Source organism: Roseinatronobacter ekhonensis (genome assembly GCF_900499075.1).
GTDB classification, from domain to species: domain Bacteria; phylum Pseudomonadota; class Alphaproteobacteria; order Rhodobacterales; family Rhodobacteraceae; genus Roseinatronobacter; species Roseinatronobacter ekhonensis.
In genome coordinates, this window is sequence record NZ_UIHC01000029.1 from 26,170 (window position 1) to 40,845 (window position 14,676).

Genomic DNA, 14,676 nt, shown 5'->3' on the forward strand with positions numbered 1-14,676 from the left:
AGCCAAGGTACGACTGCCGCGAAAGGCAAAAGCCGAAAGCGGTCAATCTGGATTTCTTGCCAGAATGTCGAATTGGGACCGATTGCGTCGATCAGGTTAAAGATAGACGCTGCAGTGCCCATTCTGACGCAAACGGCTCCAGCGCTCGTGCCAGCGTCACCTCCGGTCCTTGCCTCCCGTCGAGAATCACCTCGACGATGTCTGGCGCGAGCAGCGTCAACCGCATGACGCGCGTCATGTAGGACGGTGCGATGCCTTCGCGTTCTGCGAGCTCGGCGATGGTAGTGAACTCGCTGGATTCCAATATCCGCTTCCAGCGAAACGCCCGCGCCAGCGCCTTGACCAACGTGTTGTCCATCTTTCGGTGGCTGGATGCACTGTCCGGCAGCTGCATCTCCTTACGCCCGCCACGCTTAACGAAGCGAAATGGGACATGTACTGTCACCGTTTCCGGCACTGCCTTCGCACGGGTCATGCAACTTCTCCGAGATCAGCCATCATTTCACGCGCCAGCCCGGTCAAACCGTCTATGCGGAGGCGGACATTCAGGCCATCAGTGCCGATGTCGATCCGCTCGACCAGCAGTGTCGCGATGCGCGCCTGTTCAGCGGGGAAGAGCTCATCCCACAGCGGATCAAGACGGGTCAGCGCGTCACGGGCGTCGGCCTCGGTGATCTCGCCATCCTGCGAGCGGGCCGCCTTCCATGTGCCCGCCACGATTTCTGGTTGGCGGAACACGGCGCGAAGTTGGTCGATGACGGCGGTTTCGATTTCGCCCGCTGGAACCCGGCCAACCGGGCATGACCCGGCACCATGCTTCAGCACCGACTGGCTGACATAGTATCGGTAGAGTTTGCCACCCTTGCGCGTGTGGGTTGGCGAGAAGGCCGCGCCATCCGGGCCATAGAGCAGCCCTTTCAGAAGCGCGGGCGTGTCCGCACGGGTGCGCGCGGCGCGTTTGCGGGGGCTTTCGGTCAGGATGGCATGTACCTTGTCCCAAACCGCTCGATCAATTATGGCGTCATGCTCGCCGGGATAGCTGTCGCCCTTGTGGACCGCTTCACCGATGTAGGCGCGGTTGTTCAGCAGGCGATACAGGTATTTCTTGTCGATCCTGTTCCCTCGCGGCGTGCGGATGCCGCGCGTGCCGAGCTCTCGCGCCAGTTCCGTGCAGGACCCGATCTCGAGGAAGCGGGCGAAGATCCAGCGCACATGCGCAGCGGCCTCTTCGTCGATCACCAACTTGCGGTTTTCGACGCGGTAGCCGTAGGGCGGCACACCGCCCATCCACATGCCCTTCTTCCGGCTCGCAGCGACCTTGTCGCGAATGCGTTCGGCGGTCACCTCGCGCTCGAACTGGGCGAAGCTGAGCAGGATATTCAGTGTCAGCCGGCCCATGGACGTCGTGGTGTTGAATGACTGCGTCACCGAGACGAAGGTCACGCCGTTGCGGTCGAAGACCTCGACCAGCTTGGCGAAATCGGCCAGCGAGCGTGACAGGCGGTCGATCTTGTAGACCACGACCACGTCCACCAGCCCGTCCTCGATGTCCTCCAGCAGCCGCTTCAGTCCTGCGCGTTCCAGCGTGCCGCCGGATATCCCGCCATCATCGAACTGATCGCGAACCAGCACCCAGCCCTCGGACCGTTGGCTGGCGATGTAGGATTCGCAGGCCTCGCGCTGGGCGTGCAGGCTGTTGAACTCCTGCTCCAGCCCTTCCTCGGAGGATTTGCGGGTGTAAACGGCGCAGCGCAGTTTCCGGACGATGGGTTTGGTCATGCTGACCTCCGGTGGTTTTTCAGCCCAAAGAATACCCAGCCGTTCCAGCGTGTGCCGGTGATGGCGCGGGCGATGGCCGACAGGGACTTGTAGTGCCGCCCCTGCCATTCGAAGCCGTCAGAAGTGACCGTGACGATCTGTTCGACACCCTGCCACTCGCGGATCAGCCGCGTGCCGGCGATGGGTGTCATGTCGGCGCGGATGCGGCTCTTCTTGCGGTCGCCGCCGTCGAGTTCCTCGCCGAGCCGCTCCAGCCGCCGGACGGTCTCGGGTTTCAGCCCGCCATAGGCCAGTTCCTGGATGCGATACGCCAGCCGGCTTTCGAGATAGCGCCGGTTGAACGGCGGCGGCTCGGTGTCGAACAGGTCGCGCCATTGCTGCTTCAAGTCCGGTGTCGAGGTAGTCTTGAGCGCGGCGAGGCGCGCGGGGATGGGGTCAGGCGTCTTCATGGTGTTCTCCGTTGAATGGAGTTGCATGAAGGCATTCGTCGGGCGGAGAGTGTAGGCAACTTTCTCCCGTATCCGCAGATGGTTGCGCCTTGTCTCGATGGCGCAGTCGCATCAGGCCGAGCGCCAGCAGGCCGCACAGTTCGGTCCGACGTTCGACGGGTGTCATTCGGTCGGGTGGGAGCGCGTTGGGGCGTTTCATGCGGCGTTCCGCGCCAAATCGCGCATCACCGCGCTGCGGATGCCTGCGCGGTTCCAGCGAAAGTTGAGATGGCAGTTGGCGGCGTATTTGGAGAGGCCGAAATCCATACCACTGATTTCAAATCCGGCGCGCGTCAGCAGTTCGATCTGGCGGAGGGTGGCTGGATCGTTCAACCAGCGCTTGCTCTTGGCCGAGGCGTTGCTGGTTTCGGTCTCTCGCAGAAAGTCATCTGCTGCCGCAAGCGCCTGCACCCGTGTGCCAACAGCCAATGTGCGGATGGCTTTGCCTTTGGGGCGGCCAAGCGCGTACCAGAGCGTGCCGTCATGGAAGACGCCAGCCCAGCCCTGAAACCCGCTGGCCATAAGCGCCTGTTCGTCTTCATGCAGCGCGACCCACGAGAAGGGTGAGCGATCCAGCAAATCGATCTCGGTCATCTCGAACGCGGTCAGTAACCGCTTCTCGCCGGTATCCCGCGTGAAAATGTGGCCGCAGAAATCGCAGATGGATGCCCCGAGGGGCAGTTCTGCCTCACATGACGGGCAGGTCTTCCACGGCTGAGCCCCGGTGGGCGTATCCTCATCTTCGAGGCCGATGTCCTGTTCCAGCGACCCATGGCGCATCGCCGCACCGGCAAAATCCAGCACGATGCAATCTGTCTTTATCATGCCGGGATAGCGCTCTGGATCGACGCGCCGAAGGCCGCGCCCAACGGACTGGATGAAGGTGCCTTTGTGCAGCATGGGGCGCAGGATGCCGATGCATCCTACCGGCTGACTGTCAAACCCCTCGGTCAGCACCATACAATTGGCAAGGACCTGAACCTCTCCGCGGTCAAACCGCGATATAAGGTCGGCGCGCGCTCCGGCGGCCATGTCGCCCGTGATGGTTTCGGCCGAGACGCCATCCGCGCGGAATGCTTCAGCAACGGCCTCAGCGTGGGCCACCGTCGAGCAGAAGAATATCGTGCGCCGGTCTGCCGCTTTATCTTTCCAGTGTTCCACGACGGTCTCATTGAGCACCGTGCGGTTCAGCACCTTATCGGCCTGGCGCATGTCGAAATCACCGGCGGTGCTGTTGATCCCGGACAGTTCATCCTCGACGCCGAGATCGATGGTATAGGTCCGGGGCCGCACCAGCAGGCCCCGCGCGATCAGCGTGCCGATCCGGAGATGGTAGCCCACGTTGCTGAAGGTTTTGCGCAAGGACTGGCCGTCCCCGCGACCGGGGGTGGCGGAAAGACCGAGCAGTTTGGCCTTCGGGTTCAGGCCGCGCACATGCTCGATCACGGATTGATAGCTGGTGGCCGCGGCGCGATGGCATTCGTCGATGATCAGGTGTGATATGGTCGGCATGGCCTCGCGCCGATTGACGCGCGCCAGCGTCTGCACGCTGCCAAACACCACGCGGCCGTCCCAGCAGTCCTGCTCCGCCTTGACCACCGAGGTGTTCAGGCCCGAGATGTGACCCATCGCCGAACGGTTCTGCTCGATAAGTTCGTCGGTGTGCTGGAGAACCAGCACCTTGGCATTGCGGTCCCGTTCTGCCTGTTCACCGACATAGAAGCCTGCGATGGCCGTCTTGCCCGCACCGGTGGGCAGCACGAGCATGGTGTTGCCATTCTCGGCCGTGCGGTTATGGGCGGCATCCACCGCTGCCCGCTGATAATCACGAGGAATCATGCCAGCCTCCCTTAGCGTGCCCAGAACGGCGCATTGCCAGAACTGGCGGGATCCGCACCGGGGGGGGCAGCGCTGCCGCCATATGCCGAAGTTGGCGCGGTGTTGGGGGGCGCAGGCGTGGGCGCAGCACCCATCACCGCAAGATACTGGCCGTGATCGGGGCCGATGGCCGCCTTGATCACGTTGCGTCCGGTATCTTCGGGATTGTCGCGATCCTTTTCGACGCCGATCTTGGCGACGAAATCCAGCCCGCTGAGATCACCGAGGCTTCGGATCAGACGTGCGGCGCGGGCCGCCTCCGACTGATCGCTTGCCTTGATGCCGCGCGCGGATTCGAGAATGCCTCTGATGAGAGCGCGGCCCCGGTTTGCATAGCTATCCTCACCGCGTTCGTTGACATTTTTCCCCTTGAAGCCGATGCGCGTGTAAATCCGCCGCCGCGCGTAGGGACCATCGAGCACGATTGCCTCGACATTCAGATAAAGAGCGGAGCTTGTGCGGCTCTGGGTCAGCCAGCCCTCAGGGCCCGCGCCGCCAGGACGGATGGTCAGGGCTACCTTGGCCAGCGTGTTTGCCGGGATGAGATCGAATGCGGCGTCCTGGCTGTCCGCGCCGTTAAAATCCATGTTGTCAGCCATGGGATCAGGCTCCTTTCGTCATGGGATCGGATTGGGGTGCTGCCTCGGGCAGTTCGAAATCGAGGCCAGATTTGGAGGTCGTTCCCTGACCGGCGCGGATCTTGGCCATCAGGCGGCCGAGGTGCGCCTGCTCGATCATCGAGAGTCGGCCGCTGCGGTCTTTGGCAGGGAATCCGAAATCGTTGATCGTGGTGCAGATAAAGGCTCGGAATGGATCGCCCTCTTGGGGGCGGATTTCAGCGAGCGTGATGACCTCATCGACGATGCCGGGCAGTTCGAGGCCGGTCTTGGATCCCTCAACCTGCATCGCAAAATAAGGCTTGCCGAAATCATCAATCTTTTTGTCAAGCAGGCCGACTAACCAGATGTTCTTACGCGGCGTGTGCTGGAGGTGGGTCAGCCAGCCGATCATTTCCTGACCGAGCAGCCCGTAGGCGCCGCGCATGTCGGGTTTGCCGCTACGGTCGGATTGTGCCTGGGGCTGTCCCTTGCACCATTGCATGCAGATGCGGGAGGCGACCGAAATGCTATCGACGAAAACCGTCTCGTATTTGTCGAGTACGGACGGATCGCCGAATGCGGCGCAGACGCGGTCGTAATCGCGCGGGCTGTAGGGCTGATCTTCGCGCATCGCCGGATTTGGTCCGCCGATCCAGCAGGCCAGATCGCGGGCACGTTCCCAATCACGGATTCGGATTTCATCTCCGGGCCAGCCCTGTACCGCCAATTCACCGGCCTCGAGGTTCAGGAAGAGCGTATGTTCCGGATCCATCGTCCAGAGCTGGCTGGTCTTGCCGATGCCGGAAATGCCGGTCAGGACACCCTTTATGCCGCGGGTTTCCTTGAGCCGTTCGTCGGCAGTGATGATCTTCAGCGGGGCGGGTGCGAAGGGCGCGCTCATTTGCGCGCTTCCAGTTCGCGGACAGCAGCCGAGACGGCGATATCGGTGCCCGCCGCGCCCTGCTTACGGGCCATCGAGATGATCTCTTCCAATGCCATGGTGGCTTGCGCGAGCGCGGAGCGTTCCTTGTTGAGGGGGATCAATGCGAACGCGATGTCATCAATGGAGGCCCGTTCAATCGCCACTGAGCGGGCGGAGCGGCCGCCGATGGCCGGCACTGCGATCGTGTCGGGGATTACGCTCAGCCAAGTGGACTGGCGCAGCTTTTTGAGGGGACTGGTGAACATGTGTGAATGCTCCTTTTTCGTCGTGCCCAGGGATTGTCGTTCAGGTGACAACTGCCGGGCCCGACGCCGCCCTGGAGCTCGCGGTCGGGGTGTTTCCCTGAGAGTTTTGCATTCCCCCGAAGGCCCGGCATGAATTCGATGATCTGCTTGCCTTCACTTACCGGCGGGGGGCCAAAACTGTCGGGGCAGCCTCGAAATACCCATCCAACCCAAGGCTCTGGGCGGTCCGCCGGATGACCGTGAGACGCTCGTAAATCGTGCTGCGGTGAAGCCCGAGAACACGCGCGGCCTCGGCGACGCTGAGGTGGCTGACTGCGATCGCGACCTGACGTGACGAGGGGCAGAGCGCGCCCAGCAGCTTTGCGACATCACCCCGAAGACCAGGCCCATGGGACAGGGCAAACTCATCAACAGGATCGATCGCGGCCGTTTCGGGCAAGACGTCTGACAGAGTCAGACCACCGTCAGCCTCATCCTCGCCCACATGGGCGTGCAGGGATTGCATCGCCCTCTCTGCGCGCACGGCCCTCGTGGCGCTGGCCAGCGTTGCGATCTGGTTGGCGATGACGCGATCTGCGAAAGTGTCGAACGAGGATTTCGTGGGATCAAAATTTTGGGCGCGTCTGATAAGATCGAGGCGCAACTCCTGCTCGATGTCATCAACATCAAGCCCGGGCACGGCACCTGAGCGCGCGAGCCTTGCGGCACGGATACGGATATTGCGGGAAATACGGGTGGTGGGGTCGGTAAGCTTGTGAAGCTGCTCCATGAGTTTCGCCTTGGTCCAGGTGGACGGGCACGCGGCCCGAGTACTTGGCACCGGCGAAAATTCGTTGGAGTGGCTGTTGGCGTGGCGTCACGACAAAGAAAAACCGCTGAATCGAAAGGATTTCAGCGGTTTTGGGCAGGCGATTTTTTTGAACTTTTTTACAGTTGGCTCAACGAAATTTCGTCAGCGTTGGTCCTGTTTGCCCTGCCGAAGATCGTCGGCGTGAGTGACATAGGACGCGACATAGTCGTCACCCTCAACTTTGATCGGATCCTCGGACATACCGGTCAGATTTCGCAGAGCCTTCGAAGCAGCTTCCTTTTGCTTGCTGATCCGTGATTGATCCGTGGCGTTAGTTCTTCGGCGATTAATGCGCCCGCGTTGCTGAGCCATCGCCTTCAGGAAAGACCAAGCCGCCTTTGGGCGCTGCGTCGTGGCATTTTTGAGTTCGAGATCGTCAGGTCCAAGCCGATGTGATGTGCCCGCAACGGTTAATCGGATGATCGCCAACTCAACGAATTCAATAGTAATGGCTGCCCAATTGGTTCCCGACGGCACCACAATCCCCGGACCAGTGGGGACGTTGTGACCGGCAGGAACTATGGCTTCGATAAGTGTCGAGAATAGACTGTCGATAGGTCGAGCCGGAGTCAGTTTTCCGTTTCCACCAGCCAGAACTATGTCTTCGAGCGCTATCTGGGTCGCCTGTTTCAAGCCAAGGAAGCTGCGCGCATTTTGGTCTAGCGACGACCGCGTGGGCGTGAATACAACCTTTGGTGCTGAAGCAGTGGCAATTTCGTCCAGCTTGGCCAGATCGATCGGGAAACCAGGAGTTGGAAGCACGAGGAATGCAGGAAATCCTCGGCCCGCGCTGATCTCGTATCGACCAAGGTACTGAACCGGAGCGCGACCAATGGTGTCTGGCGCATCTACAAGATGAAATACCTCAGCCAGTGCCGATGCAAGGTGTGCACGATTCAACTCGAGGACAGAGATGTCCGGACGCTCAAGAATTGCATAGTCACACCGGTTCGGAATATCGCCGCACTCGGCGCGCAGTCGACCGTCGATGAGTTTGACTATCTGTCGGCTGCAGCCGTTTTCACTAGATTTGGGGCAAGCAAGTTCGGTTGCCCGTCGGCCGCTCTTGCGTAGAAACGCCTCGGCACCAGACCACTCGTCGCCAAGTTCCTTCAGCCAGTCGCATCGCGCTGCGGCTGCGCCCGGCCACTGTTCAAGAGCTCGCCACAGATTTGTCATCTTCGTCAATGACGTCCTCCTCCTGCGGCGGTGCATAGAAATTCTTGTCTCGTAGCCAGGCTTCAACAAACTCTGCATCGGAGTCGCGGTCGTACCGGGCCGAGTCCAACCTTATGGTGACGCTCCGCTGCTTGGCAGAGCCTTCAAATACAAATCCGAATTTGGCTGAGGTAATACGACCGAACGTGAAAACTGCACCCCAGTTCTCGCCAAGGGCCCTAAACAGATCAGAGGATTTCTGAATATCGATCCTGGTGACGTCGCCCAAAATAACGCGGACGACCTCGAGGAGGCGGACTTGATCGATACCATCGATGTCGCCGCATTCCTGAATTTTCGGACCATCGTTGCGGATAGGCGCCAACGTGAAGATGTCTCCTTCGCCGAAATAGCTCTTCTTACCGAAGATCTTTTCTCCGAGTACTTCCTGATACAGGGTCTTTTCACCCTTACTTTGTGCGTTGATCCCGAGGACGTCGATTGCGGCGTCATATATCAAGACGTCGTGCTTCTGCGGTCGATAGAAGGCGACGCCCGGCTCACCATCCTCCTCATGCTTGCCTTCGCGCGTCATCGGCATTCCGTGCCGGACGAGGAGGAAGACCTTTTTTTCATCGGGGCGTGGGTAGGCGAAGATCCTGGTCCCGCGCCCGCGCTGCCGTTCCTCGAAAAAAGGGTCCATGAGCTTCGCCATCTCAGCGAGCTTGTCCGCACTGAGATCCGGTAGATCGCGCCCAGAACGCTGCTGACCCGGAAAATAGACAAAGGCCTGTTTTTGCAATGCGATCGTCTTCGTATGACGTTCCTCGAGCAGCTCAGGTTTCGCGATCCAGATCTGTACAGCGACGTCGGCGGCGGTCGACTTTCCGTGGCTCTCAATCTCAATGCTCTCGTCTTTGGCGCGCTGGATCAAATCATCCAGCGTTTCGTTCGATGCGGTTTCATCGATGAAATAAAGGCCGTTCATCAGGTCGATTGGCATATTTTCGTCGTAGCTCATGAGAGCTTCAGCCAATTTGTCGTGGGGAAACTCGTCCTCCCGGTTGGTCGGGATCTCCACGCCGCGATCGGCGAAATACTCCCGCCAAGGGGCCAGTAGGTTGATCAAATGGACGTTGGCTATGTGCTTCAGTCGATCGGGGTTCGTAAAAACGCGAATTTTCAATGTCGCCATGGCGGCCGCTGCTCCGTAAGTATCGTCAACTAGATCAAGTAGGTATTACGTCGCAGGCACACAAGGTCGTGATTGAATGAATCTTGCGCGGACCAGTAACCGACAGACGACGCCCCCCGCCGGTATGTGAGAAAAACGGCTGGAGCACTCCCCCATGATCGAGATTCCCGATCGCGCCATGCGCGTCGCCCTAGGCTTTGACTTCATTGCGGCCACTTTCGATGAGGAAGCGTCATGATCGACCCGGACGACCGTGAACGCCGGGCGTTGACGCATGCCATGAAGTTCATGGGCGAGCTGATGGCCGAGATCGGCTGGTCCACCCGCTTCAGTGAGCTTTCTGCCGAGCAGGCTGAAAAACTGGCCGAGGCCGCAGTGGATGGTTTCCAGGAAAGCATGCTTGCCACAGCTCCGCACGACGAGAACGAGGTGCCGTTTTGAGCGATGCCTTTCTCGATTTCAATCATAGGGAAAAGCCCCCTAGCTTCGCTGACAGCATCAACACGCTGATCGACCACGCTCTTGTCGCTGAAAATGCGCAGCACCCGCAGCGGGATTATCTCGGCGGTAGCAGGCTTGGCGATGCCTGCGCGCGCCGCCTCCAATATGAATACCTCAAGACGCCGAAAGATGAAGGTGGGGGCTTCTCGGGGCAATCGTTGCGCATCTTCGCGCTTGGGCATCTTCTTGAGGACCTCGCGATTGAGTGGCTGCGCAAGTCGGGGTTCGATCTCAGGACACGCAACCGCCATGGGGACCAGTTCGGCTTTTCCGTCGCCGGTGACCGGGTGCAAGGGCATGCGGATGGTGTTGTCGTGGCCGCGCCAAACGGCATGGCGGTCCCCGCGCTCTGGGAATGCAAATCGGCAAACGCGAAAAACTGGCGCGCGATCTCCAAGAATGGAGTTGCAAAAGCCAAGCCGATCTATGCCGCGCAGATTGCGCTTTATCAGGCTTATCTCGGCCTGACCGAAACGCCCGCGCTTTTCACAGCTGTCAATAAGGACACCTGCGAGGTCTGGCACGAGCTTGTGCCCTTCAACGGCGCGCTTGCACAGGCGGCCAGCGACAAGGCGGTGCAAATCCTTCGGGCTTGCGATGCGGGAGAACAGCTGCCCAGACACACGACAGACCCTGAGCATTTCGAATGCCGGTTCTGCGCCTATTCCGCGAGGTGCTGGGCATGACGGATCACCTTACAACTGCCGATACCGTCTCGCCCGTCATGCCCGATGCGGCCATGATAGCCATCTATGCCGATGTCGTATTCGGCTACTGCGAGTATTTGGCGCCGGTTCGGGCGCTGGCGGAGAAAGGGGTCGATGACGCGCCTCCGCACACGCCCTTTGTCGCTGTCGACAACGATCTTGTTCTCAAGCTCGCGCACCAGGCGGATTGGGCCGCGCAGAGTGGCATGGCGCTGTTTGTGGTGCCGGGCACTGTCCATGAAGCAGGGGCCGCGCGCGCCGAGCATGTGGTCCAGACGCAGGTTATTCTGGTCGATCTCGATCATGGCGACATCGCCGCCAAGCGCGCCCACCTGATCCAGCATCTTGGCACACCCACGCTCGAGGTCGCCTCCGGTGGGATCACACCGCAGGGGCAGGACAAGCTGCACATCTACTGGCGGCTGACAGAACCTGCCGAGGGCGAGGACATCGCCCGGGTTTGCCGCGCCCGACAGATGATAGCGGCCAAGGTTGGCGGCGATCCGGCATTCAAATCAGCCCACCAGCCCATCCGGGTGGCGGGGTCGGTCCATGCCAAGACGGGGGTCAAGCGGTTGGTCGCCATCCTCGAGCACAATCCTGTGGACTATGACCTCGCCGAGCTGACCGCGGCCATCTTCGCCATGCCGCCCATGGACGGCGCGGTGCCGGATGGGCTCGATTTCAATACGGCAGCGACCGATGGCGGGACGGTCCCGGAACTATTTGCCCGCCCGATCCGTGAGGGCGGTGTTGATGGGACCACAAGGTTCGACGCGCTTTCCCGCGTCATTGGATACTGGATCCGCCGTTGCCGGGAGGGCCATGTCACACCGGCAGAGGCATGGGGTGAAATCGTTGCCTACAACGATGCCCGTATTGATCCGCCCTGGCCGGAGGCACGGCTTCAGCAGGAGGCGGAACGCCTCTGGCGACGCGACCAGGCCCGGAATGGGGACATCCCGGACGATGGCGATGGTGAAAATACCGGCGGTGACGATGGCAGCGGCGATGGTGGCCCCAGCCCGGTTCGCTTCTCTGAGGACGCCTTGGCGGCCAATTTCGCGGATCAGCATGCCGACGCCTGGCGCTTTGTCGCCGCATGGGGGCAATGGCTGACCTGGACGGCGCGGATATGGAAGCGCGAGGATACACTGCAGGCCTTTGATCTGGCCAGGCATGTATGCCGGACAGCTGCTGTCCGGTCACCTTCGGCGCGGGTCAGAACAAAACTGTCTTCGGCCTCGACCGTAGCAGCCGTTGAACGCCTTGCTCGCAGCGATCGGCGTCATGCCACCACTACTGATGTCTGGGATCGGGATCCCTGGCTGCTCAACACCGCCGAGGGCGTGCTGGATCTTCGCAACGGTCAGTCGCAGCCTCATGACCCGGCATTCTACATGACGAAGATCGCGGCTGCTGCGCCAAAGGGCGACTGCCCGGTCTGGCATGCCTTTCTCGACACCGTGACCGGCGGTGATGCCGAATTGCAGTCCTATCTGCAGCGCATGGCAGGCTATTGCCTGACCGGCGTGACGAGCGAACACGCGCTGTTCTTTCTCTATGGCACAGGTGCGAACGGGAAATCTGTCTTCGCCAACACGCTGACCGAAATCCTTGGCGATTACGCCACCGTGGCACCGATGGACATGTTCATGGCCAGCCATGGGGATCGCCACCCAACCGACATGGCGGGGCTGCGGGGTGCACGGGTCGTGACCTCGATCGAAACCGAACAGGGGAGCCGCTGGGCCGAGAGCAAGCTGAAGGCGCTGACTGGCGGCGACAAGATCACCGCACGCTTCATGCGGCAGGACTTCTTCGAGTTCATTCCGCAGTTCAAGCTCCTGATCGTCGGAAATCACAAACCCTCCATCCGCAATGTAGACGAAGCAATGAAGCGGCGCCTGCACATGGTGCCCTTCACTGTCACCATCCCAGCAGCAAAACGCGACAAGCGCTTGCCTGACCGTCTGCTGGCCGAGCGGGATGGCATCCTCGACTGGGCGCTGCGGGGCTGCCTGGAATGGCAGAAGCACGGGCTCCGCGCGCCGCAGGCCGTCATGGCCGCAACCGAGGATTACTTCGAGGCCGAGGATGCCTTGGGGCGCTGGATCGATGAGCGCTGCGAGACTGGCAACCAGAACCACTGGGCCGGATCGACCGAGCTGTTCAACAGCTGGAAGGCATGGGCCGAAGCGAACAACGAATACGCAGGTTCCATGAAGCGGTTCTCCGAGACGCTGAGCACTCGGGGTTTTGAGAAGAACAGCAATGGGAAAGCCCGTGGGTTTCGCGGAATTCGCATTCAGGACAGCAGCGATGACCTATTTGAGCAGGAGTAGCAAAATGCCAATGAAAACTGGACAATTTACGGGTCTGACGGGTCAACCCTATATAGGCGTTACGCGCGCGCATGCGCGCCTGTCTACGGCTGATAAGCCAACACCCGTCAAACCCGTCAATGAGGTTTCAGCGCATGACCGCGATGTGCGCCCTGCAATCCTTGCCCTCGATCTTGGTACGACCACCGGTTGGGCCTTTCGTGGTTTTGACGGACTGATCACCAGCGGCACCGTCAGCTTCAAGCCCGGCCGCTACGATGGCGGTGGCATGCGCTTTCTGCGTTTCACCAACTGGCTTAGCGAGATCGACCGCCTGTCTGGGCCCATTGAGGCGATCTATTTCGAAGAAGTGCGTCGACACGTCGGCACAGACGCGGCGCATGTCTATGGCGGCCTCATGGCCACCCTGACAACCTGGGGGGAATTGCGCGGCGTGCCCTATCAAGGAGCCCCGGTCGGCACGATCAAGAAACACGCCACCGGAAAAGGCAACGCCAACAAAGACGCCATGATCGCCGCCGCCCGAGCGCGTGGGTTCAGCCCGGCTGATGACAACGAGGCTGACGCCATCGCGATCCTGCTCTGGGCCGTGGAAACCCATGGAGGTGTAGCATGACGCGCTCGATCATCCTCACAGAAGCAGAGCAGGTTCTTGAAATCCGGGCGGAGGAATACGGCCCGGCACGTGTGTCGTTGGACAAGATTGCAGCTCGGTGGTCGCAGAATTTGGGTTGTGAGGTGACGCCCGCGCAGGTGGTTCTCTGCATGATCGACCTGAAAATGGTTCGCCTGACCCACGACGTCGACCATCGGGACAGTCTTGTCGATGTGATCGGTTATGCCGTGCTGATGTCGGAGGCCCAGCAATGAAGGGAATGCGCTTCATACCAACGGGATATGGCGGTCATCGGCGAGACCCGGAGCGCGTGCGCCGGGAGGGCTGGAAGGAACAGAAGCTCCTCGCCGTGTCGCTCGATGATGACCGTCTGACCTGGCCTGAGCGTGAATTAATCCGTCAGCTGGGCGAAAAGCTGTACGGCAAACCGGATGCCGGAGATGGGCGATGAGCAGTTGGACACCTGCGCTGGTTGAAGCCCGTCTCTCCGAAGCGGCATTCGTTCTGAAACGGTTGCCCGAACCACGGCTGTCAGGATACTTCAGCACCTGGCCCGAGGTGGTGCAGAGTTTTGCCGACAAGGTCGGGCAAGAGCCCAAACCCATGCGCGTGCTGCCGTCGCCTGCTGCGATCAGCAGGATGGAAGAGACGCTGACCTGGACCGCTGGTCTTGCGCCAATGGATGGGAAGATCGTTTGGCTGCGGGCATACGGATATCGCTGGCGCGATGTTTGCCGGACCGTTGGCCTGCGACGGGCTTCGGCGCATCATCACTGGGTGTATGGCCTGTGTTTGATAGCGCACAAGTTGAACCGCATAAGCATCAGCCAGCGGCTCTCCATGCAGCAAGTCATCGACCTTGCGCGGGCTGACGACCCGGCCCTTTGAAAAAAAATCGCACCGATCAAAATTTCTGCCAGACACTTTTGCCATCCCGTCGGTATGTGAATAGTAAGTTCGACAGGTGCGTCGACGCGGCGCGCGGGACGGCCCGCACCGCTGGCTTCCGGGGTCCACCGAAGGGTCCAGTCGGGGTCCAATCGGCTAACCCATTGAATTCTTGGTTCCTTCCGGGCGACTTTCGTATGCTGGCGGGCGAAGCGCGCAATTTCGCCAGCGACAGGGCCGTTTTTTTGGGAGTCCACCCCGCGTGGAGTCCACCCCTAAAACCGGAAATAACCACGCAATAACAGCGGCTTGGAGGGTGGATTCCGCGGTGGATAGCCTGGACTCCGGAGTCCAGCGGGAATCCAGCTTGGAGTCCAGTGAAGTCCGCGCTGAAGGAATTCATCCTGGCGCCCGGTTCGGCGACACCTCCTCCCAGAATTGCCGCCGAACCCACGCTCGCCTGAGTGTATCGATGCCACCGAAG

At 60.7% G+C, this 14,676-nt stretch carries 17 protein-coding genes; 7 read left to right on the forward strand and 10 right to left on the reverse strand.

Annotated elements, in window-relative coordinates:
- Window positions 1–91 precede the first annotated feature (91 nt).
- From ROE7235_RS12915 to ROE7235_RS12965, 10 genes are all read right to left on the reverse strand, one after another.
- The gene (locus ROE7235_RS12915) at window positions 92–475 is read right to left on the reverse strand and encodes a ParB/RepB/Spo0J family partition protein (RefSeq protein WP_121095942.1); all 384 of its coding nucleotides are present in this window, start codon (window positions 473–475) and stop codon (window positions 92–94) included.
- Window positions 472–1,779: a recombinase family protein gene (locus ROE7235_RS12920; RefSeq protein WP_121095943.1), complete on the reverse strand. Its 1,308-nt coding sequence runs from the start codon at window positions 1,777–1,779 to the stop codon at window positions 472–474. Before ROE7235_RS12920 ends, ROE7235_RS12915 begins: the two co-directional genes overlap by 4 nt.
- Window positions 1,776–2,228, reverse strand: a complete 453-nt coding sequence (locus ROE7235_RS12925; protein ID WP_121095944.1) for a DUF2924 domain-containing protein — start codon at window positions 2,226–2,228, stop codon at window positions 1,776–1,778. The genes ROE7235_RS12920 and ROE7235_RS12925 overlap by 4 nt, the downstream gene beginning before the upstream one ends.
- Before the next feature lie 195 nt (window positions 2,229–2,423).
- On the reverse strand, window positions 2,424–4,106 hold the full coding sequence (locus ROE7235_RS12935; RefSeq protein ID WP_082237862.1) for a DEAD/DEAH box helicase: 1,683 nt from the start codon (window positions 4,104–4,106) through the stop codon (window positions 2,424–2,426).
- Window positions 4,107–4,117: 11 nt separating this feature from the next.
- Entirely contained in the window at window positions 4,118–4,744 is a 627-nt protein-coding gene (locus tag ROE7235_RS12940; protein ID WP_050663906.1) for a hypothetical protein, read from the reverse strand.
- 4 nt (window positions 4,745–4,748) lie between these two features.
- On the reverse strand, window positions 4,749–5,645 hold the full coding sequence (locus ROE7235_RS12945; RefSeq protein WP_050663905.1) for an ATP-binding protein: 897 nt from the start codon (window positions 5,643–5,645) through the stop codon (window positions 4,749–4,751).
- Window positions 5,642–5,932, reverse strand: a complete 291-nt coding sequence (locus tag ROE7235_RS12950; protein WP_050663904.1) for a hypothetical protein — start codon at window positions 5,930–5,932, stop codon at window positions 5,642–5,644. The genes ROE7235_RS12945 and ROE7235_RS12950 overlap by 4 nt, the downstream gene beginning before the upstream one ends.
- A 157-nt stretch (window positions 5,933–6,089) precedes the next feature.
- Window positions 6,090–6,701: a sigma factor gene (locus ROE7235_RS12955; protein ID WP_050663903.1), complete on the reverse strand. Its 612-nt coding sequence runs from the start codon at window positions 6,699–6,701 to the stop codon at window positions 6,090–6,092.
- A 183-nt stretch (window positions 6,702–6,884) separates the two neighbouring features.
- Entirely contained in the window at window positions 6,885–7,970 is a 1,086-nt protein-coding gene (locus tag ROE7235_RS12960; protein WP_147434213.1) for a hypothetical protein, read from the reverse strand.
- Entirely contained in the window at window positions 7,936–9,135 is a 1,200-nt protein-coding gene (locus ROE7235_RS12965) for a hypothetical protein (protein WP_050663902.1), read from the reverse strand. Before ROE7235_RS12965 ends, ROE7235_RS12960 begins: the two co-directional genes overlap by 35 nt.
- A gap of 234 nt (window positions 9,136–9,369) precedes the next feature.
- Here ROE7235_RS12965 and ROE7235_RS12970 point away from each other — a divergent pair, with 234 nt between their 5' ends.
- From ROE7235_RS12970 to ROE7235_RS13000, 7 genes are read left to right on the forward strand one after another with little or no spacing between them, the layout of a single operon-like run.
- Window positions 9,370–9,576, forward strand: a complete 207-nt coding sequence (locus ROE7235_RS12970) for a DUF6511 domain-containing protein (RefSeq protein ID WP_050663901.1) — start codon at window positions 9,370–9,372, stop codon at window positions 9,574–9,576.
- Window positions 9,573–10,322 (forward strand): isoleucyl-tRNA synthetase, encoded by a 750-nt coding sequence (locus ROE7235_RS12975; protein ID WP_050663900.1) that lies wholly within the window; start codon window positions 9,573–9,575, stop codon window positions 10,320–10,322. The genes ROE7235_RS12970 and ROE7235_RS12975 overlap by 4 nt, the downstream gene beginning before the upstream one ends.
- Complete coding sequence (locus ROE7235_RS12980; protein WP_050663899.1) at window positions 10,283–12,688, forward strand: phage/plasmid primase, P4 family; 2,406 nt, start codon at window positions 10,283–10,285, stop codon at window positions 12,686–12,688. The genes ROE7235_RS12975 and ROE7235_RS12980 overlap by 40 nt, the downstream gene beginning before the upstream one ends.
- A 4-nt stretch (window positions 12,689–12,692) precedes the next feature.
- Window positions 12,693–13,304 carry a crossover junction endodeoxyribonuclease RuvC gene (locus tag ROE7235_RS12985; RefSeq protein WP_442476005.1) on the forward strand — a complete coding sequence of 204 codons (612 nt, stop codon included), beginning with the start codon at window positions 12,693–12,695 and terminating at the stop codon, window positions 13,302–13,304.
- Complete coding sequence (locus tag ROE7235_RS12990; RefSeq protein WP_050663897.1) at window positions 13,301–13,558, forward strand: DUF6378 domain-containing protein; 258 nt, start codon at window positions 13,301–13,303, stop codon at window positions 13,556–13,558. Before ROE7235_RS12985 ends, ROE7235_RS12990 begins: the two co-directional genes overlap by 4 nt.
- Window positions 13,555–13,755, forward strand: a complete 201-nt coding sequence (locus tag ROE7235_RS12995) for a hypothetical protein (RefSeq protein ID WP_438829812.1) — start codon at window positions 13,555–13,557, stop codon at window positions 13,753–13,755. Before ROE7235_RS12990 ends, ROE7235_RS12995 begins: the two co-directional genes overlap by 4 nt.
- Window positions 13,752–14,192: a DUF6362 family protein gene (locus ROE7235_RS13000; RefSeq protein ID WP_050663896.1), complete on the forward strand. Its 441-nt coding sequence runs from the start codon at window positions 13,752–13,754 to the stop codon at window positions 14,190–14,192. Before ROE7235_RS12995 ends, ROE7235_RS13000 begins: the two co-directional genes overlap by 4 nt.
- Window positions 14,193–14,676: the final 484 nt, after the last annotated feature.